20 protein-coding genes and 1 pseudogene are annotated in these 25,741 nt (G+C 72.2%); 18 read left to right on the plus strand and 3 right to left on the minus strand.

Annotation, left to right across the window (positions count from 1 at the left end; genetic code table 11):
* Positions 1–38 precede the first annotated feature (38 nt).
* Together QE410_RS12160 and QE410_RS12165 are read left to right on the plus strand one after the other, a co-directional pair.
* The gene (locus QE410_RS12160; RefSeq protein ID WP_307332315.1) at positions 39–872 is read left to right on the plus strand and encodes a purine-nucleoside phosphorylase; all 834 of its coding nucleotides are present in this window, start codon (positions 39–41) and stop codon (positions 870–872) included.
* Entirely contained in the window at positions 869–2,665 is a 1,797-nt protein-coding gene (locus QE410_RS12165) for a phospho-sugar mutase (protein WP_307332316.1), read from the plus strand. The genes QE410_RS12160 and QE410_RS12165 overlap by 4 nt, the downstream gene beginning before the upstream one ends.
* Before the next feature lie 89 nt (positions 2,666–2,754).
* On the opposite strand, the gene QE410_RS12170 is transcribed toward QE410_RS12165, so the two are convergent.
* Positions 2,755–5,067: a helix-turn-helix transcriptional regulator gene (locus QE410_RS12170; protein ID WP_307332318.1), complete on the minus strand. Its 2,313-nt coding sequence runs from the start codon at positions 5,065–5,067 to the stop codon at positions 2,755–2,757.
* A 502-nt stretch (positions 5,068–5,569) separates the two neighbouring features.
* Here QE410_RS12170 and QE410_RS12175 point away from each other — a divergent pair.
* From QE410_RS12175 to QE410_RS12200, 6 genes are all read left to right on the plus strand, one after another.
* Positions 5,570–6,736, plus strand: a complete 1,167-nt coding sequence (locus QE410_RS12175; protein WP_307332320.1) for a choice-of-anchor G family protein — start codon at positions 5,570–5,572, stop codon at positions 6,734–6,736.
* Between the two features lie 3 nt (positions 6,737–6,739).
* Complete coding sequence (locus tag QE410_RS12180) at positions 6,740–6,937, plus strand: hypothetical protein (RefSeq protein WP_307332323.1); 198 nt, start codon at positions 6,740–6,742, stop codon at positions 6,935–6,937.
* On the plus strand, positions 6,934–8,298 hold the full coding sequence (locus QE410_RS12185) for a glycosyltransferase family 2 protein (protein ID WP_307332325.1): 1,365 nt from the start codon (positions 6,934–6,936) through the stop codon (positions 8,296–8,298). Before QE410_RS12180 ends, QE410_RS12185 begins: the two co-directional genes overlap by 4 nt.
* Positions 8,295–8,960, plus strand: coding sequence for an exosortase S (gene xrtS, locus QE410_RS12190; RefSeq protein WP_307332328.1), 666 nt, complete (start codon positions 8,295–8,297; stop codon positions 8,958–8,960). Before QE410_RS12185 ends, xrtS begins: the two co-directional genes overlap by 4 nt.
* Positions 8,957–10,132, plus strand: a complete 1,176-nt coding sequence (wecB, locus tag QE410_RS12195; RefSeq protein WP_307332330.1) for a non-hydrolyzing UDP-N-acetylglucosamine 2-epimerase — start codon at positions 8,957–8,959, stop codon at positions 10,130–10,132. Before xrtS ends, wecB begins: the two co-directional genes overlap by 4 nt.
* 330 nt (positions 10,133–10,462) lie before the next feature.
* On the plus strand, positions 10,463–11,416 hold the full coding sequence (locus QE410_RS12200; protein WP_307332333.1) for a type IV toxin-antitoxin system AbiEi family antitoxin domain-containing protein: 954 nt from the start codon (positions 10,463–10,465) through the stop codon (positions 11,414–11,416).
* Between the two features lie 166 nt (positions 11,417–11,582).
* Here QE410_RS12200 and QE410_RS12205 read toward each other — a convergent pair whose 3' ends face one another.
* On the minus strand, positions 11,583–13,511 hold the full coding sequence (locus QE410_RS12205; RefSeq protein ID WP_307332336.1) for a transcription antiterminator: 1,929 nt from the start codon (positions 13,509–13,511) through the stop codon (positions 11,583–11,585).
* Between the two features lie 216 nt (positions 13,512–13,727).
* On the opposite strand from QE410_RS12205, the gene QE410_RS12210 reads away from it, so the two are divergent.
* The 9 genes from QE410_RS12210 (at position 13,728) to QE410_RS12250 (ending at position 21,999) form a co-directional block, all read left to right on the plus strand.
* Positions 13,728–14,318 carry a trans-aconitate 2-methyltransferase gene (locus QE410_RS12210; RefSeq protein WP_307332339.1) on the plus strand — a complete coding sequence of 197 codons (591 nt, stop codon included), beginning with the start codon at positions 13,728–13,730 and terminating at the stop codon, positions 14,316–14,318.
* Positions 14,315–15,145 carry a PIG-L family deacetylase gene (locus tag QE410_RS12215; protein WP_307332342.1) on the plus strand — a complete coding sequence of 277 codons (831 nt, stop codon included), beginning with the start codon at positions 14,315–14,317 and terminating at the stop codon, positions 15,143–15,145. The genes QE410_RS12210 and QE410_RS12215 overlap by 4 nt, the downstream gene beginning before the upstream one ends.
* A gap of 232 nt (positions 15,146–15,377) precedes the next feature.
* Positions 15,378–15,704, plus strand: a complete 327-nt coding sequence (locus tag QE410_RS12220; protein ID WP_307332345.1) for a PTS sugar transporter subunit IIB — start codon at positions 15,378–15,380, stop codon at positions 15,702–15,704.
* 19 nt (positions 15,705–15,723) lie between these two features.
* Positions 15,724–15,999 (plus strand): HPr family phosphocarrier protein, encoded by a 276-nt coding sequence (locus QE410_RS12225; protein WP_307332348.1) that lies wholly within the window; start codon positions 15,724–15,726, stop codon positions 15,997–15,999.
* Between the two features lie 51 nt (positions 16,000–16,050).
* The gene (gene ptsP, locus QE410_RS12230; protein ID WP_307332351.1) at positions 16,051–17,736 is read left to right on the plus strand and encodes a phosphoenolpyruvate--protein phosphotransferase; all 1,686 of its coding nucleotides are present in this window, start codon (positions 16,051–16,053) and stop codon (positions 17,734–17,736) included.
* Positions 17,737–17,837: 101 nt separating this feature from the next.
* Positions 17,838–19,508 carry a PTS mannitol transporter subunit IICB gene (locus QE410_RS12235; protein WP_307332353.1) on the plus strand — a complete coding sequence of 557 codons (1,671 nt, stop codon included), beginning with the start codon at positions 17,838–17,840 and terminating at the stop codon, positions 19,506–19,508.
* Between the two features lie 101 nt (positions 19,509–19,609).
* Positions 19,610–20,047 (plus strand): PTS sugar transporter subunit IIA, encoded by a 438-nt coding sequence (locus QE410_RS12240; RefSeq protein WP_307332356.1) that lies wholly within the window; start codon positions 19,610–19,612, stop codon positions 20,045–20,047.
* Positions 20,044–21,195, plus strand: a complete 1,152-nt coding sequence (locus QE410_RS12245; RefSeq protein WP_307332359.1) for a mannitol-1-phosphate 5-dehydrogenase — start codon at positions 20,044–20,046, stop codon at positions 21,193–21,195. The genes QE410_RS12240 and QE410_RS12245 overlap by 4 nt, the downstream gene beginning before the upstream one ends.
* 21 nt (positions 21,196–21,216) lie before the next feature.
* The gene (locus QE410_RS12250; protein WP_307332362.1) at positions 21,217–21,999 is read left to right on the plus strand and encodes an alpha/beta hydrolase; all 783 of its coding nucleotides are present in this window, start codon (positions 21,217–21,219) and stop codon (positions 21,997–21,999) included.
* Positions 22,000–22,332: 333 nt separating this feature from the next.
* Here QE410_RS12250 and QE410_RS12255 read toward each other — a convergent pair whose 3' ends face one another.
* Positions 22,333–22,704: a hypothetical protein gene (locus QE410_RS12255; RefSeq protein ID WP_307332365.1), complete on the minus strand. Its 372-nt coding sequence runs from the start codon at positions 22,702–22,704 to the stop codon at positions 22,333–22,335.
* Between QE410_RS12255 and QE410_RS17125 the strand changes: the two are divergent.
* Positions 22,631–25,621, plus strand: a pseudogene (locus tag QE410_RS17125) (hypothetical protein); the annotation flags it as partial. The gene QE410_RS12255 and the pseudogene QE410_RS17125 sit on opposite strands and share 74 nt — an antisense overlap.
* Positions 25,622–25,741: the final 120 nt, after the last annotated feature.

Raw genomic sequence — 25,741 nt, forward strand, 5'->3', positions numbered from 1 at the left:
GTCTGGCCCGCGAGCGCCGCGGTTTCTAGAGTGGGGGGATGTCCAACAGCACTTCACACCCGCTCGACGACCCGGCGGTCGACCCGTTCGAGGTCGCCCAGGCGGCGGCGGACGACATCGCCCGCCTCTCGGGCGTCGCGCACCACGACATCGCCGTGACCCTCGGGTCGGGCTGGGGCCGCGCCGCCGAACTCATCGGCGAGGAGACGGCGTCGTTCCCCGCCACCGAGGTCACCGGCTTCTCGAAACCGGCCCTCGAGGGGCACGTGGGCACGCTCCGCAGCGTCCTCACCCCGGGCGGCAAGAACGTGCTCGTCATCGGCGCGCGCACGCACTACTACGAGGGCCACGGCGTGCGCCGGGTCGTGCACAGCGTGCGCACGGCGGCCGCCACGGGCGCGGCCACGATGATCCTCACGAACGGCGCCGGCGGCATCCGCGAGACGTGGAAGCCCGGTCAGCCCGTGCTCATCAGCGACCACATCAACCTCACCGCCGACTCCCCTCTCGAGGGCGCGACGTTCGTCGACCTCACCGACCTCTACTCGTCACGGCTGCGTGAGATCGCGCGCGGGATCGACCCGTCGCTCGACGAGGGCGTGTACTGCCAGTTTCGCGGCCCGCACTACGAGACACCGGCCGAGGTGCAGATGGCGAAGACCATCGGCGGGCACATCGTCGGCATGTCCACGGCTCTCGAAGCGATCGCCGCGCGGCAGGCGGGCATGGAGATCCTCGGCTTCTCGCTCATCACGAACCTGGCCGCCGGCATCCAGCAGACGCCGCTCAGCCACGCGGAGGTGCTCGAAGCCGGACGTGACGCCGAGCCCGTCATCTCGGCGCTGCTGGCCCGCGTGATCGGCGCGCTGTGAGCGGCTACGTCGACGCCGCCCGCGCCTGGCTCGCCCAGGACCCGGATGCCGTCACCCGCGACGAACTCACGGCCCTGCTGACGCGTGTGGAGGAGGGGGATGCCACGGCGGCGGACGACCTCGCCGATCGCTTCTCCACCCGCCTGGCGTTCGGCACGGCGGGGCTGCGCGGAGCACTCGGGGCCGGCCCCAACCGCATGAACCGCGTGCTCGTCGCCCAGGCCGCGGCAGGTTTCGCCGCCTACCTGCTCGAGCGTTCCGCCGGGGGGACGCCGACCGTCGTGGTCGGCTACGACGGCAGGCGCAACTCCGACGTGTTCGCGCGCGACTCGGTCGAGATCTTCGCGGGAGCGGGGCTGAACGCCGTCCTTCTCCCCCGGACTCTCCCGACACCCGTGCTCGCCTTCGCCGTGCGCCACCTCGGCGCCGACGCCGGCGTCATGGTCACCGCGAGCCACAACCCGCCCGACGACAACGGCTACAAGGTCTACCTCGGCGGTGCCGACGACGGGGCGCAGATCGTCTCGCCCGCCGACGCCGAGATCGCCGCGCACATCCAGCGGGTCGCCGACGCCGGCGACGTCACGGTGCTGCCCCGCTCGGTGGGCTACGCCAATGCGGCCGAATCGCTGGTGCAGGCCTACGTCGCCGCCACCGCGGCCGTCGCCCCCGCACCCGCGGGCGCCGAGGGCCTGCGCTGGGTCTACACCGCGATGCACGGCGTCGGGTGGGAGACCGTCTCGCGAGTGCTCGCCGAGGCCGGATACCCGGCGCCGATCCTCGTCGAGGCGCAGATCGAACCCGACGGGCGCTTCCCCACCGTCGCCTTCCCGAACCCCGAAGAGCCGGGCGCGATGGACCTGGCGTTCGAGACCGCGCGGGCGTCCGACGCCGAGCTCGTCATCGCCAACGACCCGGATGCCGATCGCCTGGCGGTCGCCCTCCCCGACGCCGACGCCGAGGGCGGCTGGCGACGGCTCACCGGCAACGAGATCGGGCTGCTGCTCGGTTGGCGGGCGGCGCGGGCGGTGGCGGCGGCGCGCGATGCCGCGGCCAGCGGTGGAACGGCGGGCGCGGATGCCACGGCCGGCGGTGGCACGGCGGGCGCGGATGCCACGGCAGGCGGTGTCACGGCGGACGCGGATGCCGCGGCGGGCGCCGGCGTTGGGGCCCCGGCATCCCTCGCCTGCTCCCTCGTCTCGTCGCCCGGGCTCCAGGCGGTCGCCGAGCACTACGGGCTCGACTTCCACGCGACGCTCACCGGGTTCAAGTGGATCTCACGGGCACCGGGCATCGTGTTCGGCTTCGAGGAAGCGCTCGGCTACCTCGTCAACCCGCGCACCGTCCGCGACAAGGACGGGATCTCCGCTGCCGTGGCGATGCTGGAGATGGTCGCCGAGGCCCGCGGCCAGGGGCGCACCGTCACCGACCTGTTGCAGGAGTTCCGCGACACCTTCGGCGCGTTCGCGAGCGACCAGATCTCCATCCGGGTCAGCGACGTGAGCGAGATCGCCGGGATGATGGCATCCCTGCGCGCGAACCCGGCGGCGGCGGTCGGCGGGGTCGCGGTCGCACGCATCGACGATCTGCTCACCGGTGTCGACAGCCTGCCCCCGGGCGACGTGCTGCGGCTGTGGCTCGACGACGGGTCGCGTCTCATCGTGCGTCCGAGCGGAACCGAGCCGAAACTGAAGCTGTACCTCGACGTGCGCGGGGCGTCGGCCGAGAAGGCGCATCGCCGTCTCGAGGCCTTGCGCGCCGGCGCGGAGGAGCTGCTCGCGGCGGCGCGCTGACGCGAGCCGGGCCGGACGCGTCAGCGACCCTCGGGGTGGTGTCGCGGCCCGGCCCGCTCGACCGCGGTCTGCGCCGCGGGTCGAGCGCGTCAACGGCGCGCGAGCGGGCGAGCGCCCTCGACGAGGTGCGCGAACCGCTCGTGGCGGCTCATGCCGAGACGCGTACGGGCGTGGTGCAGGTGCGACTCGACCGTGCGCACCGACAGGCCGAGGCGCCTGGCGATCTGCGCGTTGGACGCGCCCGATACGGCGAGATCCACCACCTCCCGCTCGCGCGAGGTCAGCTGCTCGACCGCGCGCGGCATGTCGACGCGAGCCGTCGTCGGGATCTCGGCGAGGAAGACGTCCAACGGCGCCAGGTCGAACCGCGCGGCCAGCACCTCGGCCCGCGCGCGCACCTGCGGCAACGCGACCCCCGCCGCCACCAGCACGCGCAGGAGCGCCGGCAGAAGCATCGGCATGCGGCGTTCGGCCTCGCCGATCGCCCGGTCCGCGCGAGCGGCGGCGGCCTCGAAGCGTCCACTGGCGATCTCGAACCGCGCACGCACCGTTTCGCGCAACACCCCGAAAGAGCCGCGCGCTCCGTCCGCCGCGGTCAGGTCGATACGGTTCAACGCCTCGGCGGCGTGAACGAGATCGGCACGGGCGATGAAGGCGATCGCCCGCACCGCGTCGTACCAGACGCGCAACGACTCGGGGGGCGCGATGCGCGGTGTCTGCAGGCTGGTGAAGGCGACATCGGGTCGCCTCCGTTGCAGCTGGATCGAGGCGTCGAGCAGCGCGAGCACCGCGACCTCGTCCTGGCGATCCCCCCAACGCGCCGACAGCAGGCGCCGCCGGGTCGCACTCTCGACGACCTCGAGGTCGTCGCCGACCATGACCATCGTGTACGCGTGCAACAGGAACAGGGTGAGATCGCTCTCCACGTCCCATCCGTGCGTCTGCTGACGCTCGCGCAACAGCGCACGAGCGCGGGCCGCATCGCCGCGAGACGCCGCCAGCGCCGCGCGCAGAGCGTCGCTCATCGCCGAGGAGTCGGGGCGGGTCGCCTCGGTGGGCGCCGTCAGGACGCGCCCCGAGAACGACGCACCGTTGGGCAGCGACAGCATGGCCGCGGCGTGCGCGACGCGGATGCGCCACTGCTGGTCGTCCGGCGCCCAGCGCACGAGATCGCGGATGCGACGGCGTGCGACACCGGCTCCGGCGTGAGTGGCGCACACGGTTCGCACGAAGACGTGCAGAGCGAGCTCCCGCTCGGCGGCGGTGACCGGAAGAGGCAGCCAGTCGAGCAAGCGCTCCGCCTCGGCGTACTCCTCGAGGGCGATACGCGCGAGCACCAACGCCGCCGACGCGCGCAGGTCGGGACCGTCATCGAGCACCCGCGAGATCACCGCCAGCGCGTCGCGCGGGGTCCCCGATCGCGCCAGCGACAGCGCGGCACGCGGCAACAGCGCCGTCAGGGGCTCGACCAGCGGCCCGCCGGCATCGAGGGTGCCCGCGAAACGCGCACAGAACACCTCCTCCAGGGGAGTGAGCGCGACGCCCTGCCGGCTCAGTGCGAGCAGGCGGTGGGCGATACCACGGCGTTCCTCGAGGTGCTCGCCGCTCGGCGCCGACTCCCGGATGACCCGTGCGATCAACGGACTCACCGCCGCTGCGCCCACCTCGACCGAGGCGACGACGAGGTTGCCGTCGTGAAGACGGGCGAGCACGTCCGACGGCACCACCGACGCGACGTGACTGAGCGGGATCGCACCGAGCTCGAACACCGCGCCCAACAGGCGTCGCTCGCGGGCGTCGAACGGCGCCAGCAGACGAGAGAGGGAATCGACGAGCGCACCGGGCAGAGCGTCGGCGAACGGCTCGATCGGGCACACCGCGTGCATCCGACCGCGATCGGCCGCGACGTCGACGAGTTCGGCGATGAGGGCGGGACTGCCGCCGCTGAGGTGGTGGAGGGCCATCATCCAGGCGGCGTCGGCGGGTCCCACCCCGTGCCGGCTCGCCCGCCGGTCATTCGCCAGCGCCGTCGTCTCGGCGAGGGCCAGCGGGGCGACGGCGACGGTGAGTCGGTCGGCGTCCTCGACCAGAGGTCGCAGCAGGTCCCAGCGCTGCGGTGACCGTCGCGCGACCTCGTGCCGCGGGGCGAGTGCGGCGATGAAGACGGCGTCCGCATCGCCGAGCGCCTCCACGAGAGGACGCGCCACGGCATCCGGCAGCAGATCGATGTCGTCGACGACGATGACCCCGCCGCGGCCGACGGCGTCGGCGATCAGACCCTCGACGTCGTCGACGCCGGCCAGGAGCCGGTGCTCCGAGGCACCCGAACGCGCGCTGACGGCACCGGCGCGCGACTCGATGACGAACGACGGTCGCGGCTGGGCGCGGACGATCGCTGTCATCAGATGCGTCCGGCCACTGCGGGCCGGCCCCGTCACCAGCACGCTCCGCCTCTCGCGCAACGCCTCCGCCGCGATCAGCGTCTCGCGCCCTCGCCCCACCAGTGGTCGACCTGCACCCATGCGTGACTCCCGTTACTCCGCGCGTCCACGCACGCGCGCCCCAGTACGTTCCTACACCGGATCACGTCGTTCCTCCGAGGTTTGGACGCTGAATCAGTAGTTCACGCAGGGCACCGAGACTCCGGGCACCTCCCTAAGTAGTTCGGTTCCGTACGGGGCACGGATGCCCGCACCCGATCCCCCGCCTAGCTTCGCCTTGCACCGCACCGCCGGCCCGAGGTGGGTCCGATGGTGCTCCGCCGTCCAGGAAGCAGGCATCCATGACCATTCGTCCACACACCTCCGCCCGTACGTGGCGGACCGTGCGCGCCGTCGGGGCCACCGCCACCGTCGCCGCACTCCTCGTCCCCGCGACGGCTGCCCAGGCCGCGCCGCCGACGTCGTGTCGCAGGGCACGGGCCGTCTCGTGCAGACGTCGCTGCTCGGCACCGACGTGCTCGACAGCCTCGTCGCCCTCCGCGGTGCCGAGGCCGTGAACACCGACGCCTCGGGCGACGTCATCGTCGACCGGCCCCTCGACGCCGACGCCGTGAGCGGCCTCGTCACCGTGCAAGCCGGCTCCACCGACCTGTTCGGCGCCAACGGCGTCATCCAGCTGGGTGCCGTGGGCCAGTACGCCCGCGCCAACGACGACGGCAGCTCGTCGGCGTTCTCCGGCGCGGTGTCGGCTGCGCCCAGCCTCATCGGCGTGGGCACTGTCACGCCCTCGGACGTGGGCGACCCCACCGCCGACGACACCGCCACCATCACGGTGGGCAGCTCCGACGCGCTCGCCGGACTGCGGGTCGACATCGGAACGCTCGCGGCATCCGCCGTCAACACCGCCGACGGCGCGCAGAGCGGCGACTACGTCCTCGCCGACGTGGGCGTCGTGGTCGACGGCACGCTCGTCTCCGGAGTGCTGAACACGCTCAACCCCGCCCTGAACACGCTTCTGGCCGCCGCCGCCGTCGCGGGCCTCGACCTGGACAACCCGTTCGCCTCGGGCACCGTCACCCTGACCGAGGACGACCTGCTCGCCGCGGCCGGCGTCGCCGACCTCAACGACCTCGCGCCCGGCACCGACCTGCTCTCGTACGTGCCCGCCGCGGTCGTCGCCGAGATCACCTCGCAGACGAACGACATCCTCGACGCCGTCCAGGCGCGCGTGGACGAGCTGGGCCTGCTCGGCGCCGTCCTGAACGCGGCCTTGGGCACGGCGCGCGGCGTCATCGAGCCCGTCCTCGACGGCCTCGGCGACAGCCTGCAGGGGCCGCTCGGCGAAGCGATCACCGCGCTGGCGCAGCTGCAGGTCAACGTGCAGTCGACCGTCGACGGCACCTTCACCCAGACCGCCCTTCGCGTGGGCCTCGGCACCGCGGGCGCGATTGCCACGGTCGACCTCGCCACCGCCTCGGTCGGCCCCAACGCCGGCCAGCTCGCCGTGCCCGTCGCCGGGCCCGAGTCGCTCGCCATCGCCGGCGGCGGCTTCGGTCTCGCCGCCGTACTGCTCGCCGCGGTGATGCTGCGTCGTCGCAGCCAGCGCGCGGTCGCACCGGCTCAGGGCTGACCCGTGTACCGCAACGGTGCGATGGGCGGCGGCGCCGTCGGCATGATCGCGGTCACCGGCTACGCGGCCCCGACGGCGACCCTCGCCGTCGTCGGGGTCGGCGCCGCCCTGATCGGCGGTCTGCTGGCATGGCGCTCGCGGCGCCATCGGTCTCAGGATGCCGTCGACCCGGCGTCCGGAGAGGACGCGACCCGATCGTGAACGCCCTCGAGTTCCTCTTCTCGCTCTCCTTCGTCTTCCTGGTGATGTTCCTCACCTACACGACGCTCATCGTCGTCCCCTTCGTGCGCCGCCGCGCGGCGGTGGAGGGCGACCCCGGGGCGTTCGAGTGGCACGCGTTCATCCCCTGCCGAGACGAGGCGACCGTGATCGCCGAGACGGTGAAGAGGACTCGAGAGCGCTTCCCGACCGTCCACCTGTGGATCATCGACGACGCCAGCACCGACGGCACCGGAGACATCGTCTCCGCCTTCGCCGACACGGACCCGCTGGTGCACGCCGTGATCCGGCGGCTCCCCGACGCCCGCACGGGTAAGGGAGCCGCCCTGAACGCCGCGTACGCCCGGCTAGCGGAGTGGCGGGAGCTGCGCGGAAACCGCGGCGTCGAGGACGATCGCACGATCGTGATCGTCCTCGACGCCGATGGCTCGCTCGCCGAGAACGCCCTCCGGCAGGCGGCCGGCCCTGCGGCGTTCGGTGCGCCCGATGTCGGCGCGGCCCAGGTGGCGGTGCGCATGAGCAACCGCGACGACCCGGCCCCCGCTCCCGGGCAGGGACGCCTCGGCCAGGCGTGGGCGCGCTATCTCATCCGCATGCAGGACATCGAGTTCCGCACCACGATCGCCGCGATGCAGGTACTGCGCATGCGCACCGTCTCGGTGGGCCTCGGCGGCAACGGGCAGTTCACCCGGCTGAGCGCCCTGCGCGCCGCGTCGGCCGACGCCGGCGTGCCGTGGGGCGACGCGCTGCTGGAGGACTACGAGGTCGGCCTTCGCATCATGCTCGCCGGGTACCGCACCGTGTACGCGCACGACACCTTCGTCTCGCAGGAAGCCCTCCCCTCGGCGCGGCGCCTGCTGACCCAGCGCACCCGCTGGTGCCAGGGGGGCCTGCAGTGCGCGCGTTATCTCCCCAAGATCTACGCCTCGCGCACCTTCACCAACGCGGGTGCGCTGGAGGCGGCGTACTTCCTCGCCATCCCCTACATCCAGCTCATCGGCTTCGTGCTGTGGCCCACGGTCACCATCGCCATGGTCGTCTCGGGCGCGCTGTCGCCGGGGGGTCTGTTCGGCTGGCTGGCCGGCGCCACCTGGATCATCCCGCTGTGGGTGCTCACCGGCATCCTCCCCTTCGCGCTCTGGCCGCTGGTCTACGTCACGCGCGAGGAACGGCATCCGCTCTGGCGTGCGGGATTGTGGGGCCTCGGGTACTGGCTGTACATGTACCAGAGCTACATCTGCGTGGTGCGCGCCTTCGGCCGCATGGTGGCCGGACGCCGCGGGTGGACGAAGACCCGCCGCAACGCCGAAGCCGGACGACTGCTGCTGGCGGTGGAGTCGTGAGCGTCGCCGCGGCCCCCCTCCGCACCCGCACGAGGGCCCGCGATCGGCGCGGGCGTCTCGGCCGGTTGCTCACCGCGGGAGCGCTCGCATTCGCCGCCGGGGCCCTCATCGCGACCGAGGCCACCACGCGCGCCGCCGAAGCGCTCCTCGCGCGCGAGTTCATCGGACTCGTCGCCCCCGGCCGAGCCGTCGCCGCGGGCCCCATCGTCTGGTTCGGCATCGGCACCCCCGAGGTCACGGGGCTGATGATCACCACCATGTGCTCCACGACCGTGCTCGCCGCGCCCCTGCTGCTGCTCGCCGTCGCGATCACGGGCATCACCCGGGCGCCCACGGGTCGCGTCGGCCTCGGTCTGCTCGTCGGGCTCGGTCTCGCGATCACGTGCAACATGATCCGTTTCGCCTCGGCCGCCTGGGCGTACGGCGCCTACGGCCGCGAGGGCTTCGACCTCGTGCACCGCTACATCGGTTCGCTGTTCGTCATCGTCGGGTTCGTCGTGGCGATCGTGCTGCTGCTGCGCATCTCGCTGCGCGAGCGCGGTCCCCGGCCGAGCGCCGCCCCTGCGCGCGTCACCCGCTCGACTGCCGCCGCCACGGCCGCGACCCCCTCGACGACCGTCGACCCGACCGCACCCCGCCCGGACGAGGAGAGCCGCCCGTGACCACTCCCTGGATCGACGTCGTCTACGGCACGCGTCCCGAAGCGATCAAGTGCGCCCCGCTCGTGGCCGAACTACGCCGCCGCGACGGTATCCGCACGACCGTGACCGTCACCGGCCAGCATCGCGAGATGGTCGCCGAGATCAACGCCTCGTTCGGCATCCACCCCGACGCCGATCTCGACGTGTTCCGCCGCGGCGCTGGCCTCGCCGAGACGACCTCGGCGATCTTCTCGGCTCTGTCCGCGCGCTGGGCGGACGCCGCCCCGGATGCCGTCGTCGTACAGGGCGACACCGCCAGCGCCGCCCTCGCGGCGGTCGCCGCGTACTACGCCGGAGCCCGCGTCATCCATCTCGAGGCGGGGCTGCGCTCGGGCGACCTGCGCTCGCCCTTCCCCGAGGAGGGCAACCGCCGCCTCATCGCGCCGCTGGCCTCCCTCCACCTCGCGCCGACGGATGCCGCCGAGCGCAACCTCCTGGCCGAGGGCGTGCGTGCCGACGACATCATCGTCACGGGCAACACCGGCATCGACGCGCTGCACCGGCAGAAGACGCACCCGCAGCGCTTCGACGACCCCACCATGGAGGAGATCGCCGTGGGCGCCGAGCGCGTCGTGCTGGTCACGGTGCACCGCCGCGAATCATGGGGCGGACCCCTCGGCCGCATCGCGTCGGCCGTGGCCGAGGTCGTCACCGCCCGTCCCGACGTGGTGGCCGTGCTGCCCCTGCACCCCAACCCGGCGGTGCGCGCCGAGGTGCGGGCGGCGGTGGGTGAGTGCGAACGCGTCGTGCTGTGCGAGCCGCTGCCCTACGCGCAATTCGGACGCATGCTGGCGCGGGCGTACTGCACGGTGACCGACTCCGGCGGCGTGCAGGAGGAGGCACCGGCCCTCGGCGTCCCGGCCCTCGTCGTGCGTGAGACGACCGAACGGGGCGAAGGGGTCGCCGCGGGAGCGGCGCGTCTGATCGGCACGCGCCGCGAGGCGGTCACCGCGGAGCTGTCGGCCCTGCTCGACGACCCGGCCGTGCACGCGCGCATGTCGCGCGCGCAGAACCTGTACGGCGACGGGCGGGCCGCGCCCCGCGCCGTGGACGCCATCGAGCGGCTGCTCGGCGTCGGGGTCCGGGTGCCGGCGCCGGCCGTCGCGCCCGCGGAGGCGGCGCTCGTCGGATGAGCGCGCGGGCGGTATGCCGGGTCGTGTCGCTGTGGTTTGGGGCAGGATCGGCCACTTGGGGCGAGGTTTTTCCGCCCCAGAACGCCGAATCCGCCCCGAACGCGGTCGCGCTCGCAGCCGCGACCGCGCCATCGTTTGGCGCGGACGCGTTTGGGGCAGGATTGGCCACTTGGGGCGAGATTATTCCGCCCCAGAACGCCGAATCCGCCCCGAACGCACTCGCGGTCACCGGGCGCACGGCTCCTCCCTCGCGGTGTGATCGGCGCCGGCGCTGACAGAAGCGGGCTCGCAACGGATGCCGGCTCCTCGGCGGGGGGCATAGTCGAGCTCATGTTGGCCCCCGCACCTCTGTTGTCACGGGACGACCTGCGCGCCAACGGTGTGAGTGCGTCATCCATGTCTCGCATGCTGCGGTCGGGCGAGCTCGTGCGGCTGCGTCCGGGGGTCTACCTGCGGGTCGCGCCGGACCGACCACCCACGCCCGAGGAGTGGATCGTGGCCCGAGCGCACGCGCTGGCCATGACGAGCCGGAACCCGCCCGTGTTCTCGCACCTCACCGCGGCCGCGCTGCACGGACTACCTGTCCGCGCGCCCTCGTCGGCGAAGGTCCACGTCACCCTTCCTCCGGAGCGGCCCGGGGCGCGCAATCTCGTCGTGCGCCACCGCGGCGAGGTCGCCGACGACGAGCGAGTGCAACGCCACGGCATCCACTTCACCACCCTCGAACGGACAATGGCCGACGTCGCGCGCACGGCGAGCTTCGAGACAGCAGTGTGCGTGCTCGACGCGGCGCTTCGACCGGTGACAGCCCCCAAGGCGGGAGTATTCGACGGGGCTGCCGCCGACGCCCTTCGCGAGCAGGTACGCGCGATCGTCCAACGGTCGGCGCACGGGCGCGCTCGTGCGTGGCGAGCGCTGGGCTTCGCCGACGGACGCGCGCAATTGCCGGGTGAGAGTGTCAGCCGCATCCGGCTCGCGGAGCTCGGGTTCGCCCCGCCCGACCTGCAGGTGGCGGTTGCGGGCCCCGCAGGCCGCGACTACTTCATCGACTTCGGGCTCGGCGACGTGCCGGCGTGGGGTGAATTCGACGGGGAGGGAAAATACCGGGACGAGGCGGTGCGTTCCAATCTGACTCTCGAGCAGGTACTGCTCCGCGAGAAGCAGCGCGAGGACTGGATCCGCGGGGCGACGCAGCGACCCTTCGTCCGGTGGAAATGGGAGCACCTCCGCACGCGAGACACCCTGGGCGCGCGGCTGGCGTCGTTCGGCATCCGGCCGGGGTGACGAGCTGCGCGGCCCCGCCGTCGCTGTCGAGTCCGTTTCGGGGCGAGATCGGCCACTCGGGGCGGCAAATTCACGCCCCGAAGCGCCGAATCCGCCCCAAACACGGGAGGAAGCTCCTCCCTCGCAGGCGCCGGAAGACGCCGCCGAGTGGGCGAGGCCGAGGGCGTCAGCCGTCGATTACCGCGACCAGCTCGTCGAGGAATGCGGGGAAACTCGTCGCCCGACGCACGATGCGCTGCACGCTGTCGCGCTCGCTGAAGACCTCGACGAACTGCTCGAACACCGTCTGGAACGCCTCGCGGTCGGTCTCGCTGAACGCCACGAGCGCCACCACCTGCACGCGCCCCTCGCCCCACGCGATCGACGGGTCGGCGATGCCGATCGCGATGCGGGTCTGCGTCGCGGTCATGCCCATGGCGTGCGGCACGGCGAGCGCGTCGGTGAACGCCGTCGACGAGATGGCCTCGCGCTCCACGGCGCGGGTCACGTAGTCGTCGTCGATGACGTCCTGCTCCACCAGCAGCCCGCCGAGGCGCTGGATGACGCCGGCCTCGCCGGCGGTGGCGTCGAGGCCCCGCACGAACGCCTCGGGCGCGAAGTAGCGCTCGAGTTCGGCCCGCAGGCGCGCGAGGCGCCGGCCGCGGCGGATGCGGCCGGCGGCGGCCTGGACGCGTTCGACGTCGGCGTCGGTGAGGAACGGCTGGATCCGCACGAACCGGTCGCCGGGGCGCGGCGGGTCGATCGTGGTGAGCACGAGGTCGGTGTCGATGGCATCCCACGCCGGGTCGATGCGCGTCTCGACGCCGACGACCTCGATCGCCTGGCCGAGCGAGCGGTCGACCGAGGAGCGCAGCAGCTCCTGCATCTCGTAGTAGCCGGGGCAGACGATCGTCGCGGTCAGCAGCTGGTCGGCGCGACGACTGCGTTCGAGACGCCCGCCGACGTGCATGGCGATGTAGGCGATCTCGTCGTCGAGGATCGGGATGCCGAGACCGTCCTGCAGCCCCTTGGCGATGTAGACGGCGACCTCGAAGATCATCGGGTACGTCGACTTCAGCGACCGCGTGAGCGGATTGCGCGACCACGCCTGCTCCCGCGCGCGCGCCAGCAGATTCTGCACGTGCAGCGCCAGGCGCAGGATGAAGTCGTCGTGCGCGATGTCGACGAGGAATTCGGATGCCGCGTTCTCGACGACCAGGCGCACGGCCGCCTCCACCGCGGGGTCGAGGCGCGCGCGCACGTCGTCGCCGCCGGGCACGCCGGGGGCGACGATGCGGGTGAGCACGAGGGTGGCGAGGTGCCGCAGGTCGCCCGAGCCGAGCTGCACGCCGATGTGTTTGAGGGTGAGCCGGTCGAGGAGGGTCACGACGGCCGCGGCCGCGTCGGAGGAGTCGCCGCCGGGCGAGCCGAGGGCCCGGTCGCGGGTGGTGCGGTCGGCGGCGATGGCGATGTGCATGACCACGTCGCCGATGCCGATCTCGTTGACGTAGTAGCCGAGCGCTCCGAGCTCGGCGACCAGCTCGGCCTTGAACGGTCCGAAGGCGCGCGCTCCGACCGAGCGCTCCCCCAGCGTCCGCCGTAGCGCGTCGAGGTCGAAGAGTCCGGCATCCATCTCGTCGTGCGCGAGCTTCGACAGCAGGCGCCGCTGCGCGACCTCGGTTCCGCGCAGGCGCGCGGTGGATGCCGAGCGCTCGAGGGTCAGCTCGGTCCCGCCCAGCAGGCCCCGCACCCGCGACAGGTCGGCCTCGAGGGTGGCGGGACTGACGTGCAGCGAATCGGCCGTGTCGAAGACGTCGATACCGTCGGCCGCATCCAGCAGCCGGCGCACGAGGGTGTGCAGGCGGTCGCGCGGGGTGCCGGCATCCGATCCGGTGGCCGTGCGCAGGGCGGCGGCCGCGTTGCCGCCCGCGCGGTAGCCGAGCGGGCCCGACTCGATCGCCGAAGCGCCGGGCACGCGGGCGTTGACGGCCGTGACATAGGAGCGGATGCTGCGCGGGGTGACCCCCAGAGCGTCGGCCAGCGATGCCGCGGTGGACCATTCCCCATCGCGTAGCAACAGGGCCACGAGGCGGTCTTGGCGAGCCTTCGTCGTCACGATCCGTCCTCCGCACCGCCCCGGTGGGCAGCGTCGTTTCCATCCAACCACGCGAGGCGCGGAGCGGGGCTCGTCGCGAGCGTGCTCGGCACCCGGCGCGTCGCGATTCGACGGATTCATCGTGGCGAGTCGGCGCACTTGTCGTGATTCTGGTCGGGGATGAGCCATCATGGGCAGACGACCATCCCCCGATCGCAGCCGACCGTCGGAGAGCGTATGCCCCCCAGCTGGAGACGACTCATCCCCCGGAGCGTGCGCCTGCGCAGTCGGCTGCGGCTCAAGAACGGCCGGTGGCGCCTGGCGACGCCCGACCGGGTGATGCTCGAAGACGTGATCGCGCCCGAGTTCCTCGGACGGCGCGACATCCGGCGGATGCTCGACGTGGGGGTGGCCTGGTACACGCGCACCTACCCGCGCTTGTACCGGGGCATCGAGTACCACTCGATCGACGTCGATCCCGCGATGCAGCGGATCGCGGGACGCCGTCATCACACGCTCTCGCTGACCGACCTCGCCACCGTCTACCCGGCCGACACGTTCGATCTCGTCGTCTGCAACGGCGTGTTCGGATGGGGACTGGACACCGCGGAACAGGTCGCGCGCGGGCTGGACGCCTGCGCCGACGTGCTCCGCCCCGGCGGGTGGCTCGTGGTGGGGTGGAACGACATGGAGGGTCGGCGAATCCCCGACCTCGACGGCCTCGCCGGCCGCCGGTTCGACCGCGCCGTGCTCCCCGCCGCGCGGGCCGACCACCTGGTGACGCCCACGCACTACGCGCACCGATACGACTTCTTCACCCGACGATGACGGCAGCGGCGCCGATGATCGCGGGGATCTGGGCTCACTACGACGACGACCTGCTCTTCGGCACCCCGACGATCGATCGCGCCATCCGCCGCGGTGGCAGCGTGCGGAACCTGTTCTTGACGGCCTCGGATGCCGGGACCGGTATGTCACCGTACGTCGCGGGCCGGGAACGAGGCATCCGCGCCGCCTACGACGTCATGCGCGGGTCGTCGACGGCCTGGTCGGACCGCGAGACGGTGCTGACGAACGGCGTCGCGGTCACCACGACCTCGCCCGACGACGACCCCCGGATCACGCTCGCCTTCCTCCGCCTCCCCGACGGCGGTCTCACCGGCGGCGGGTGGTTCGCCAACGGCTACCGCACGATCCCCCGCCTGCGCAGCGGCGAGATCCCGTCGCTGACGACGCTGGACACGGGCCAGGAGTTCACCGTCGAACGGCTCGTCGCGACGATCGCCGCGTTCGTCGCCGGCTCGGGCGCGACGTCGGTGCTGACGAACATGCCCGCCTTCTCACCGGGCGGCGACGGCGACCACCCCGACCACGGCGCCACCGGCGCACTGGTCGCCGCGGCCGTCGACGCGGGGCTGATCGACGGGGCGAGCGTGCGCTACGCCATCGGGTACCCGCGCCACACGTGGCCGGCCAACCTCGACGCCGAGTCCGTCGCCCGCAAGCTCGCCGTGTTCGCCGCCTACGGCGAGCACGATGAGATCCTGCGCCGCGACCCCGACGACTATCTCGCGCTCGCCGGGCTGGGCGAGTGGCTCCGGCGGGAGCATCTCCTCGACGACCACGACGTCATACGAACCGACCGCCGCCGCTGACCTGCGGAACCACCTCGTTCGACGCGTCGCCGCCCGACGACACCCGGCGAGGGTCCACCTCCGCACCCACAGTCGTCGCACCCGCCCCCGGCGCCTCGGGGCCAGCGCCTGACGGGGTGCGCCCGGCAGGGCTTTCCGCGACGCGCGCACGCACGTTCCGGGGGGTGGGAAACGAACCTGGTTGTCGGCTGAGAACGGGGTGCGCACAATCGTCAAGGAGAAAGGCCGGTCGATGAGGATCCTCGTGGTGTGTGGAGCGGGTGCGTCGAGCACGTTCGTGGCGCAACGCGTCCGTCGTGCTGCCCTCGGGCGCGGCCTCGAGTACTCGGCCTCAGCCGGCACCGCACACTCGCTCCCGACCGACCTCGACGCCGCCGACATCGTGCTCGTCGGCCCGCACCTCGCCGGCGAGCTCGACGGCATCCGCTCGGCTGCCGCGACCCGCGGCGCGGCGGTCGTGCTGCTGCCCGACGATGTCTTCGCCGACATCACGGGCACCCGGACCCTCGACCTGGTGGAAGAGGCGCTCCGCGTGCGCCAGCCCGCCGACACGATCTGACCTCGACGGAAAGGACCCCATGCCTCAGCTCACCCGCACCGTCCGCATCGGATCGTCGCACGGCCTGCACGCCCGCCCCGCGAAGCTCTTCGCGCAGGCGGCGAAGGACTCCGGCATCCCCGTGACCATCGCCAAGGACGCGGGCAAGCCGGTGAACGCCGCGAGCATCCTCGGCATCATCGCCCTGGGGCTCGAGCAGGGCGACTACGTCACCCTCACCGCCGACGGCGACAACGCCGAGGCCACCATCGACCGCCTCAGCGAACTGCTGACCACCGACCACGACGCCGAGTAGAGAAGCCGCGTGAAAACGTCGGCGGACCAGGCCCAGCAAAGGAACAATCACATGACGGAACTCCGTGGAGTCGGAATCGGACTGGGCGTCGCCCAGGGACCCATCGCGCGCATGGCCGAGCCGCTGCCCGCACCCAAGGACGCCAAGAGCGAGCTGTCGATCGACGACGAGACGGCCCGCGTCCGCGAGGCCATCGGCGCGGTCGCGCGCGAGCTCGAGGCCCGCGGCGCACAGGCCGGCGGCGCCGCCCGCGACGTGCTCGAGGCCCAGGCGATGATCGCCGAAGACCCCACCCTCGAAGCCGAGGTCGACAGCCGCCTCGCCGCGGGCAAGACCGGCGAGTTCGCCGTGCACGACGCCTTCGCGTCGTTCCGCGAGCAGCTCGTCGCCCTCGGCGGCTACCTCGGCGAGCGCGCCGCCGACCTCGACGATGTCGCCCAGCGCGTGATCGCCCGTCTCCGCGGCGTCGCCGCCCCCGGCATCCCCGACCCCGGGTATCCGTTCGTGCTCGTCGCGAAGGACCTCGCCCCGGCCGACACCGCGCTGCTCGACCTCGAGAAGGTGCTGGCCCTGGTCACCACCGAGGGCGGTCCCACCTCGCACACCGCGATCCTCGCTCGCGAGAAGTCGATCGTCGCCGTGGTCGGCGCCGCCGACGCGAAAGACCTCGTCGACGGCCAGACGGTGATCGTGGATGCCGCCGCGGGCGTCGTCACGGTCGACCCGAGCGCCGACGACCTGGCCCGCGCGCAGAACCGCGCCGACGCGCGGGCCGCCGCATCCTCGGCCCCGATCACCGACGGTGCCCTCGCCGACGGCACGAAGGTGCCGCTGCTGGCGAACCTCGGAAAGCCCGGCGGCGCCGCCGAGGCCGTCGAGCTCGGCGCCGAAGGGGTCGGTCTGTTCCGCACCGAGTTCCTCTTCCTCAGCTCCAGCTCCGCCCCCACCGTCGAGGAGCAGCGCACCGCGTACACCGAACTGCTCAGCGCCTTCCCGGGCAAGAAGGTCGTCGTGCGCATGCTCGACGCCGGTGCCGACAAGCCCCTGCCGTTCCTCAACGACGCGCACGAGGAGAACCCCGCGCTCGGCCTCCGGGGTCTGCGCGCCCTCCGCGCCAGCGAGGACATCCTGCGCGAGCAGCTGACCGCCCTGGCCGAAGCGGATGCCGCGACGCGGGCGACCGAGGCCGGACCCGCCGACCTGTGGGTCATGGCACCGATGGTCTCCACGGTCGAAGAGACGCAGTACTTCACCGCGTTGGCGAAGGACTACGGCCTGAAGACGACGGGTGTCATGGTCGAGGTGCCCTCCTCGGCGCTGCTGGCCGACCGCATCCTGCAGATCGCGGACTTCGCCTCGATCGGCACGAACGACCTCACGCAGTACACGCTCGCCGCCGATCGCCTGCTCGGTTCGGTCGCGTCGTTCCAGGACCCGTGGCATCCCGCCGTCCTCCGCCTCATCCGCGAGGTCGGCGCCGCCGGACGGACCCACGGCAAGCCCGTCGGCATCTGCGGCGAGGCGGCGGCCGACCCGCTGCTGGCCGTCGTGCTCGTGGGGCTCGGCGCCACCACGCTGTCGATGGCCCCCACGGCCCTCGCCGACGTGCGCGCCACCCTGCTCCTGCACACCCTCGATGACGCCCGCCGCATCGCCGAGGCCGCCCTCGGCACCGACGACGCGGCATCCGCCCGGGAAGCGGCTCAACGCGCCGCCGCCCTCGCGCCCACCCCGTGAACGCACGGGGGCGGCCCTGGCCGCCCCCGCCGACACCGCGGCGCGAGCCGCTCCCCCCATCGCACGGCCCCCGCCGTGCACCACACCAAGGAGACACAGCAATGACGACGACGTCACCCGCCAAGAAGCCGGGAGGAGCGCGGATCGCCGTACAGCGATTCGGCACGTTCCTGTCCGGCATGATCATGCCGAACATCGCGGCATTCATCGCATGGGGCTTCATCACCATGCTCTTCATCCCGAAGGGCTTCTTCGGGGCGGAGAGCCCCTTCGGCCCTGCGTGGCACTGGGCTCCGGTCGCCGAGATCCTCGGCGGCGGCGGTGACGCCGCCACGATCGGCTGGCCCGGCGCCATGACCGCCCTCAGCGCGACCGAGGACGGCACGACCTACCAGGGCTACGTCGGCCTGGTCAGCGTCATGATCACCTACCTGCTGCCCCTGCTCATCGCCAACACCGGTGGACGCATCGTCTACGGCGCCCGCGGCGGCGTCGTGGCGACCATCGCCGTGATGGGTGTGATCGCCGGTACCGACATCCCGATGTTCCTCGGCGCCATGATCATGGGCCCGCTCGCGGCCTGGATCACCAAGCAGATGGACAAGCTGTGGGACGGCAAGATCCGCCCCGGCTTCGAGATGCTCGTGAACAACTTCTCGGCCGGCATCCTCGGCATGGTCCTCGCGATCGTCGGCTTCTTCGCCTTCGGTCCGGTCTTCCTCGGCATCAGCGCCGTGCTCGGCGGCATCGTCGCGTTCCTCGTGCAGTTCAACCTGCTGCCGGTGCTGTCGATCATCGTCGAGCCCGCCAAGGTGCTGTTCCTCAACAACGCGATCAACCACGGCGTCTTCACCCCGCTCGGCGTCGAGCAGGTCGCCGACACCGGCAAGTCGATCCTCTTCCTCATCGAGGCCAACCCCGGCCCGGGCCTCGGACTCCTTCTCGCCTTCACCTTCTTCGGAGTGGGCGCGGCGAAGGCCTCGGCCCCCGGTGCGATCGTCATCCAGTTCCTGGGCGGCATCCACGAGATCTACTTCCCGTACGCCCTCGCCAAGCCCATGACGATCCTCGCGCTGATCGCCGGTGGAGCCTCGGGAGTCGCGACGAACATGATCTTCCAGGGGGGCCTGGTCTTCCCGGCGGCCCCGGGCAGCATCATCGCGGTCACGGCTGCCGCCGCCGGCGGTGGCGTTGCGAACGTGCTCGTCGTCCTGCTGTCGGTGGTCGTCGCCGCTGTCGTGACCTTCCTCATCGCGGGCGTCATCCTCCGCGCCTCACGCAAGCGCGACCAGGAGGCCGAGGGCGACAGCTTCGCCGCGGCCATCGACCAGACCGCCGCCAACAAGGGCAAGGAGTCGTCGGCCCTCGGCGCCCTCCGTACCCGCGCCGCCGGCACCACCGGTTCGGGCACCACCGAGACGGCCGACCGCGACGTCGACGCCGCCCTGGGCGGGCTCGGCGGCGCCACGGCCACGAAGCAGCTGAACAACATCGTGTTCGCCTGCGACGCCGGCATGGGCTCGTCGGCCATGGGCGCCAGCGTCCTGCGCAACAAGATCAAGAAGGCCGGCATCGACGGCGTCACGGTCACCAACCAGGCGATCGCGAACCTCGACGGCTCGGCCGACCTGGTCATCACGCAGAACCAGCTCACCGACCGCGCGAAGGCGCAGTCGCCCGACTCCGTGCACGTCTCGGTCGACAACTTCATGAACTCGCCGCGGTACGACGAGGTCGTGGAGATGGTGCGCGCGCAGCACGAATCCAAGTAACCCCTAGCACGGAGGGGCCGGGACACAACCCCGGCCCCTTCGTCTTCCCGTCCGGCCCGCGTTTTGCGAGGCTGGACAGCACGACGAGAAAGGCGAGAACCATGTCGAACGTCCTCCGCATCGAATCCGTCCGCATCCACCCCGGGAGCGCCACCCGCGAGGAGGCGATGAAAGAAGCCGCCGACCTGCTCCAGGCTTCCGGCTCCGTCACCGCCGACTACTTCGCCGCCATGCAGGCCCGTGAAGAGACCGTGTCGACGTACATGGGCAACGAGCTCGCCATCCCCCACGGCACCAACGAGACCAAGCAGGCGATCCTCGCCTCGGGCCTCAGCGTCGTCCGCTACGACGGCGGCGTCGACTGGGGCGGGGAGCCCGTGACGTTCGTCGTCGGCATCGCCGGCAAGGGCGACGAGCACCTCGAGATCCTGTCGCAGATCGCCATCCTCTTCTCCGAAGAGGACGATGTCGCGCGCCTGAAGGCCGCCTCCTCCCCCGAGGAGCTCTACGAGGCCCTGTCGGGTTCCGTCAACGCATGAAGGCCGTCCACTTCGGCGCCGGCAACATCGGCCGGGGCTTCGTCGGACTGCTGCTGCACGAGGGCGGCTACGACCTCGTCTTCTCCGACGTCTCCGCGGCGCTGGTCGCGGCGATCAACGACGCCTCCTCGTACACCGTCCACGAGGTGGGCGAGGGCGGCGTCGACAAAGAGGTGACAAAGTTCCGCGCCATCGACAGCTCGGTGGACGCCGAGGCGCTCATCGACGAGATCGCCACGGCCGACGTGGTCACCACCGCCGTCGGCCCGACCATCCTGAAGTTCGTCGCCCCGCACATCGTCGCCGGTCTGGCGCTTCGCGACCCCTCCCTCGCGCCGCTGCAGATCATGGCGTGCGAGAACGCGATCGGTGCGACCGACCAGCTGCGCGAGCACGTCATCGAGCTCGCCGGCGAGTCGTGGGACGCCCTGGCCGCGCGGGCGGTGTTCGCCAACACCGCGGTCGACCGCATCGTTCCGGCACAGGCGCAGGGCGGTGTCGACGTCACCGTCGAGCCGTTCTACGAGTGGGCGATCGAACGGGCGCCCTTCGGCGACACCCCGCCGCGCATCCCGGGTGCGCACTTCGTCGACGACCTCGAGCCGTACATCGAGCGCAAGCTCTTCACGGTGAACACCGGGCACGCCACCACGGCGTACTTCGGCGCGCAGGCCGGCGTCGAGCGCATCTCCGACGCCCTCGCCGACCCCGCGATCGCCGCGAAGGTGGAGGCCGCGCTCGAAGAGACCAGCGCGCTGCTCGTCGAGAAGCACGAGCTGGATGCCGCGGTGCAGGGCGAGTACCGCGCGACGATCCTGCGACGCTTCCGCAACGACGCGCTGCCCGACACGGTCTGGCGCGTGGGCCGGCAGCCGCTGCGCAAGCTCTCGCGGCACGAACGGTTCGTCGGCCCCGCGGCCGAGGCCGTCGAGCGAGGTCTTCCCGTCGACGCGCTCGTCGCCGCGATGGCCGCGGCCCTGGAGTTCTCGGATGCCGAGGACGCCCAGGCCGTCGACCTGCAGCGGATGCTCCGCGAGCTCGACGCCGACGCGTTCACCGCCGAGGTCACCGGCCTCTCGCCCGATCACCCGTTGTTCGCCCGGATCGCCGAGATCGTCACGGCCCGTCAGGGGGCTCTCGCGGTCTGAGCACCGGGTTACCCTCGGAGGGTGACCGACACGACCCCGTCCGGCGCCGGCGGAGCGCCCCGAGCGCCCCGCCGGCGCCGTCGTGTTCTGCGGTGGATCCTCGGGGGCCTGGGCGCCCTCGTCGTGCTGCTGGTCGCCGGCATCCTGATCTACAGCCAGGTCGGTGTCATGGGAGCCGAAGCCGAACCGCTCGCCGCCGCGCGGGCGAACCCGGGGCTGTCGATCACCGATGACGGTGCCGGTATCGTCCTCTCCCCCACGGCCGCGGCGACCGGGCAGGGCCTCGTCTTCATCCCGGGCGCGAAGGTCGAGGCCGAGGGGTACATCGCGACCCTCGCCGACACGGTCGTCGGCGACGGCATCACGGTCGTCATCACCAAGCCCTGGCTGAATCTGGCGTTCTTCGACCCGCGTCCCCTGTCGACCTTCACCGAGCTGGCCCCCGACGTCACCACGTGGGCCGTCGGCGGACACTCCCTCGGCGGCGTGCGCGCGTGCCAGCTGGCCTCCGACGCCGACGCGTTGGTGCTGTTCGCCTCGTATTGCGCGAACGACCTCTCGGCATCCGATCTCCCCGTCCTGAGCCTCTCCGGTTCGGAAGACGGCCTGTCCACTCCGCAGAAGATCGCGGATGCCAGGAGCCAGCTGCCGGCGACGGCGACCTTCGTCGAGATCCCCGGCGCCTCGCACGCCTCTTTCGGCGCCTACGGCCCGCAGCCCGGAGACGGCCGGCCCACCGCCGACCCGTCCGAGGTCGACAGCATGATCGCCGAGCAGCTCGCCGGCTTCCTGCCGCGACGCTGAGCGGGAGCCCTCGCCGCCTGGTCGCGGTGCACCGACCGCCGCGGACCCGCGACGGACGACCGGCGGAACGAGCGCGGCGGCTCCGTGCCGCCCGACCCGAGCTCTGATGCGCGCGCCACGCGGCTCTCTCGACGCTGCCTCGAGCCGACCTCGACCACAGCTCACGGGCGCCGTCGACCCCGGCTCGCGGGCGCCGTCGACCCCATCGCGGTGAACGGAAGGAGCCGTCGTGCAAGGGCCGTCGTCTCGCACGGGCCCCGGCGAGAAACTACGCAGTTCCTAACCAGTAGTGAACTAGGTAGTTCCTCCACTCCCTGGAAACGCCCGCTATTCCTACGATTCAAAGAGCCGGTCCTCGTCTGTTCCTAACCACCGGGAAAGCACCGGAACACGTCCGCTTCTCGAATCCGCCCTCCCGTCGGCGACGATTCGTCGACCGACGCGGCGCCGAGCGTCGCGCGAAAGGGCCAAGTTGTCGTCGCGCCGATCCGCCGCGCGTCCCGCGCGGACGCGTGCCGTCTCCACCGCCGCCGCCGTGGCCGTGCTGGCGGTGCTGCTGGGTTCGGGCGTGACGGCGGCCAGCGCCGCGTCGTCCGTTCCCGCGACACCGGCACCATCCGCATCCGCGCCGATGCCCACGCCCGCCCCGTCCGACGAGGGCACCTCGACGCCGCCGTCGCCCGAGGGCGCGGTCGATGACGCCACGAAGCCATCGGCGACACCGGTTCCCGATACACCGGACGTGCCCGAACAGCCCGACGACGCCGACGCGTCAACGGCCCCGGCGCCCGACGCGTCCGCCCCGCCCGATGACGCCCGAGTCCCGACCGCACCGACCGATGAGTTCGCACAGACGCCGGACGCCGCCCCCGACGCTTCCGTCGACGACCTCGGTCGGTCGGTGCAGCTGCGTGCCGCGCCCGAGGACGCGCGCGTCGGGATCCTCGCGGCGGGCGTGCCGGAGGCGCCCATCGAGGTCTGGGGCGAGAACTTCGAGCAGGGCCTGAACACGACGAGCCCCTCGGCCCTCACCGCGTACGCGGGCGGCCGGTACGCGGCCCCCGGATGGTCCACGCCCTCCACCTGCACCGGCGTGCTGGTCAACTACACCGCCGCGTACTACCCGACCGAGACGAGCAGCTGCCCACGGCAGGTCTTGAGCAACGGGCTGTTCTCGACGCTCGCCGCGCGCGAGGTGCGCCGTCTCGCCGACGTGCTCGGCCAGGTCGCGGCGGGCGTCGCCGGGTCGCAGTCATCGACGGCACCGGCCGTCGGGTCGACCGACGCGACACGCACCAACCACGCCCTGGTGGGCTACCCCACCGCGACGCCCGGCGGCACGACCGTGGCGGAGTCGAACGCCGCGCTCGGCATCACCGCGGCCGGGTCGAGGTACTACACGCTGCGGCTGAACGCCGCCGCCGCCGGCTGTTCGACGGGTGCGCCGTCGCTGACACCCATCCTCTTCTCCGGCTCGACCACCCTTCTCGCCCCCTTCGCCGCCCCCCTCACCCCCTGCAGCCTGACCGGATCGGTGTACTACAGCTCCTCCCCCGTGCTGGAGCGCACCGGCGGCGTCATCGCCGGTGTCGGCGATCCCGCCATCACCACCTCGGCCCGCGCCGCGGTCTACACCGGCTCCTCCGCGGCTCTGCTCACCCCGGCGCAGATCGCCTCCGCGCGTCTGCGCCTGTCGAACAGCGCCACCGGCACCGGCAGCGGCTTCGGCGTCGACAACCTGCGCGTGCTCGACGTCACTCCGAGCCTCGACTTCTCGTTCAGCCCCGCGAGCGTGCCGGTCGGGACGCCCTCGACCCTGACCTACACGATCACCAACACGTCGGAGGCCATCGCCAAGAACGACTGGTCGTTCACGAACACCCTCCCGGCGGGCCTCACGGTCGCGCCGACCCCGGCCGTGGGCGGCACCTGCACCCAGGTCGCCGGAACGACCTTCGCCGTCACCGCCCTCGCAGGATCCGCGAGCATCGCGGCGGTGGGGGGTGACCTCGCCTCCGGAGCGAGCTCGTGCACGATCACGGTGAACGTCGTGGCATCCACGGAGAACACCTTCACCAACGCCCCCGCCAACGTCGTCACTCCGCTGATCGCCCCCGAAGCCGCCACGCTCACGGTCACGCCCGCCTCGCGACTGACCGTGCGCAAGAACCTTCCCGCGCGCCTCGCCTCCACCGACCAGTTCACCCTGTCGGTGCGCAGCGGCACCACCGTGATCGCCTCGGCGACGACCACGGGCACCGCCACGGGCGTGCAGGCGGCGCAGGTGTCGCGGCAGATCGTCGAAGCCGGAGCCACGTACACGATCGCCGAGACGCCCACCGCCGGTGTCGCACTCGGCTATGCCAGCTCGTACGAGTGCACCCGCGACGGGACGGTCATCGCCGCCGGCACCTCGCGCTCGGGCCCGCTCACCATGCCCCAGGACGACGGCGCCGAGGTCGTGTGCACCTTCACCAACACCGTGCAGCAGCCGCGCCTGTTCTGCGACAGCGGGCTGTTCTACAGCGTCACCACCAACGGCGCGCTGATCCAGGCCGACGGGTCCACCGGCGCGCAGGCCGGTGTCGGCTCGTGGAGCAACGTCACCGGAGCCAACGCGCTCGGCGTCGCCGCGGGCGGCACCGCCGCCTACGCCCTGAACCGATCGACGGATGCCGCCAACGTGCTGTCCATCCTCAAATGGACGCCGACCGGCGGCTTCGAGACGCTCGCCAACACCGCGTACACGACGGCGGATCGCACCGGAACGGCGATCGGCGGCAGCATCGTCGCCGGAGCGATCGACCTCGTCACGGGCCGCTATCTGTTCGGCAAGTACAACAACGGCTCGTTCTACGTATGGAGCTTCACGGAGTCCGCGCCCACGGCATCCCGCTTCACCTACCTCGGGTCGTTCAGCGCCGGAACCGCCCCCAACGGCAACGGCGACATGGCCTTCGACAACCGCGGCAACCTCTACGTCCTCGGCGCCGCCACGGTCAACAACGCCAGCAGCGCGGCCATCTTCACCGTCACCGCCGACACCCTCGCCGCCGCCACTGGCGGCACCCTCGCCGTCAGCACGTCGACGACGCGCACCCTGAACGGACTGGATGCCACACCCGCCTTCGGCAGCGTCAACGGCATCGCCTTCTCACCCCGCGGCACCATCTACCTCTCCAGCGGCACGAGCACTTACGAGTTCGATCCCACGACGTGGACGCGGGTCGCCGGCAGCCCGCGCATCGACATCGCCTCGACCGACCTCGCCAGCTGCAACAGCCCCGGTACCGTCACCGTGCAGAAGAACGTCGTCGGGCGCGCGGCAGCCGCCGACCAGTTCCAGCTCACCCTCGCCGACGCGAACGGCACGCTCGGCACGGCCACGACCACGGGCGCGGCCACCGGGCGGCAGGCCGCGCAGGTCGGCGCCTTCCCCGCCACCATCGGCTCGACACTGACCGTGTCGGAGACGATGGCGGCGGGATCGGCCTCGGCCATCGGGGTGTACACCGTGCGCTTGGAGTGCTGGAGCGACGGCATCCGCCTCACGAGCGCCAGCGCGGCAACGGCGACCGTGACCATGCCCGACCGCTTCGGCGCGAACGTCGTGTGCACCTTCTTCAACTCCCCCAGCCCCGTGGCCACGGTGACGGTGACCAAACGCGTCCTCGACCCGGCGACCAATCAGTCGACACCCGCGGCCGGTTGGAGCCTGGGCACGGCGGCCACCGCCACCGCC

Source organism: Microbacterium sp. SORGH_AS_1204, assembly GCF_030818935.1.
Taxonomy (GTDB): domain Bacteria; phylum Actinomycetota; class Actinomycetes; order Actinomycetales; family Microbacteriaceae; genus Microbacterium.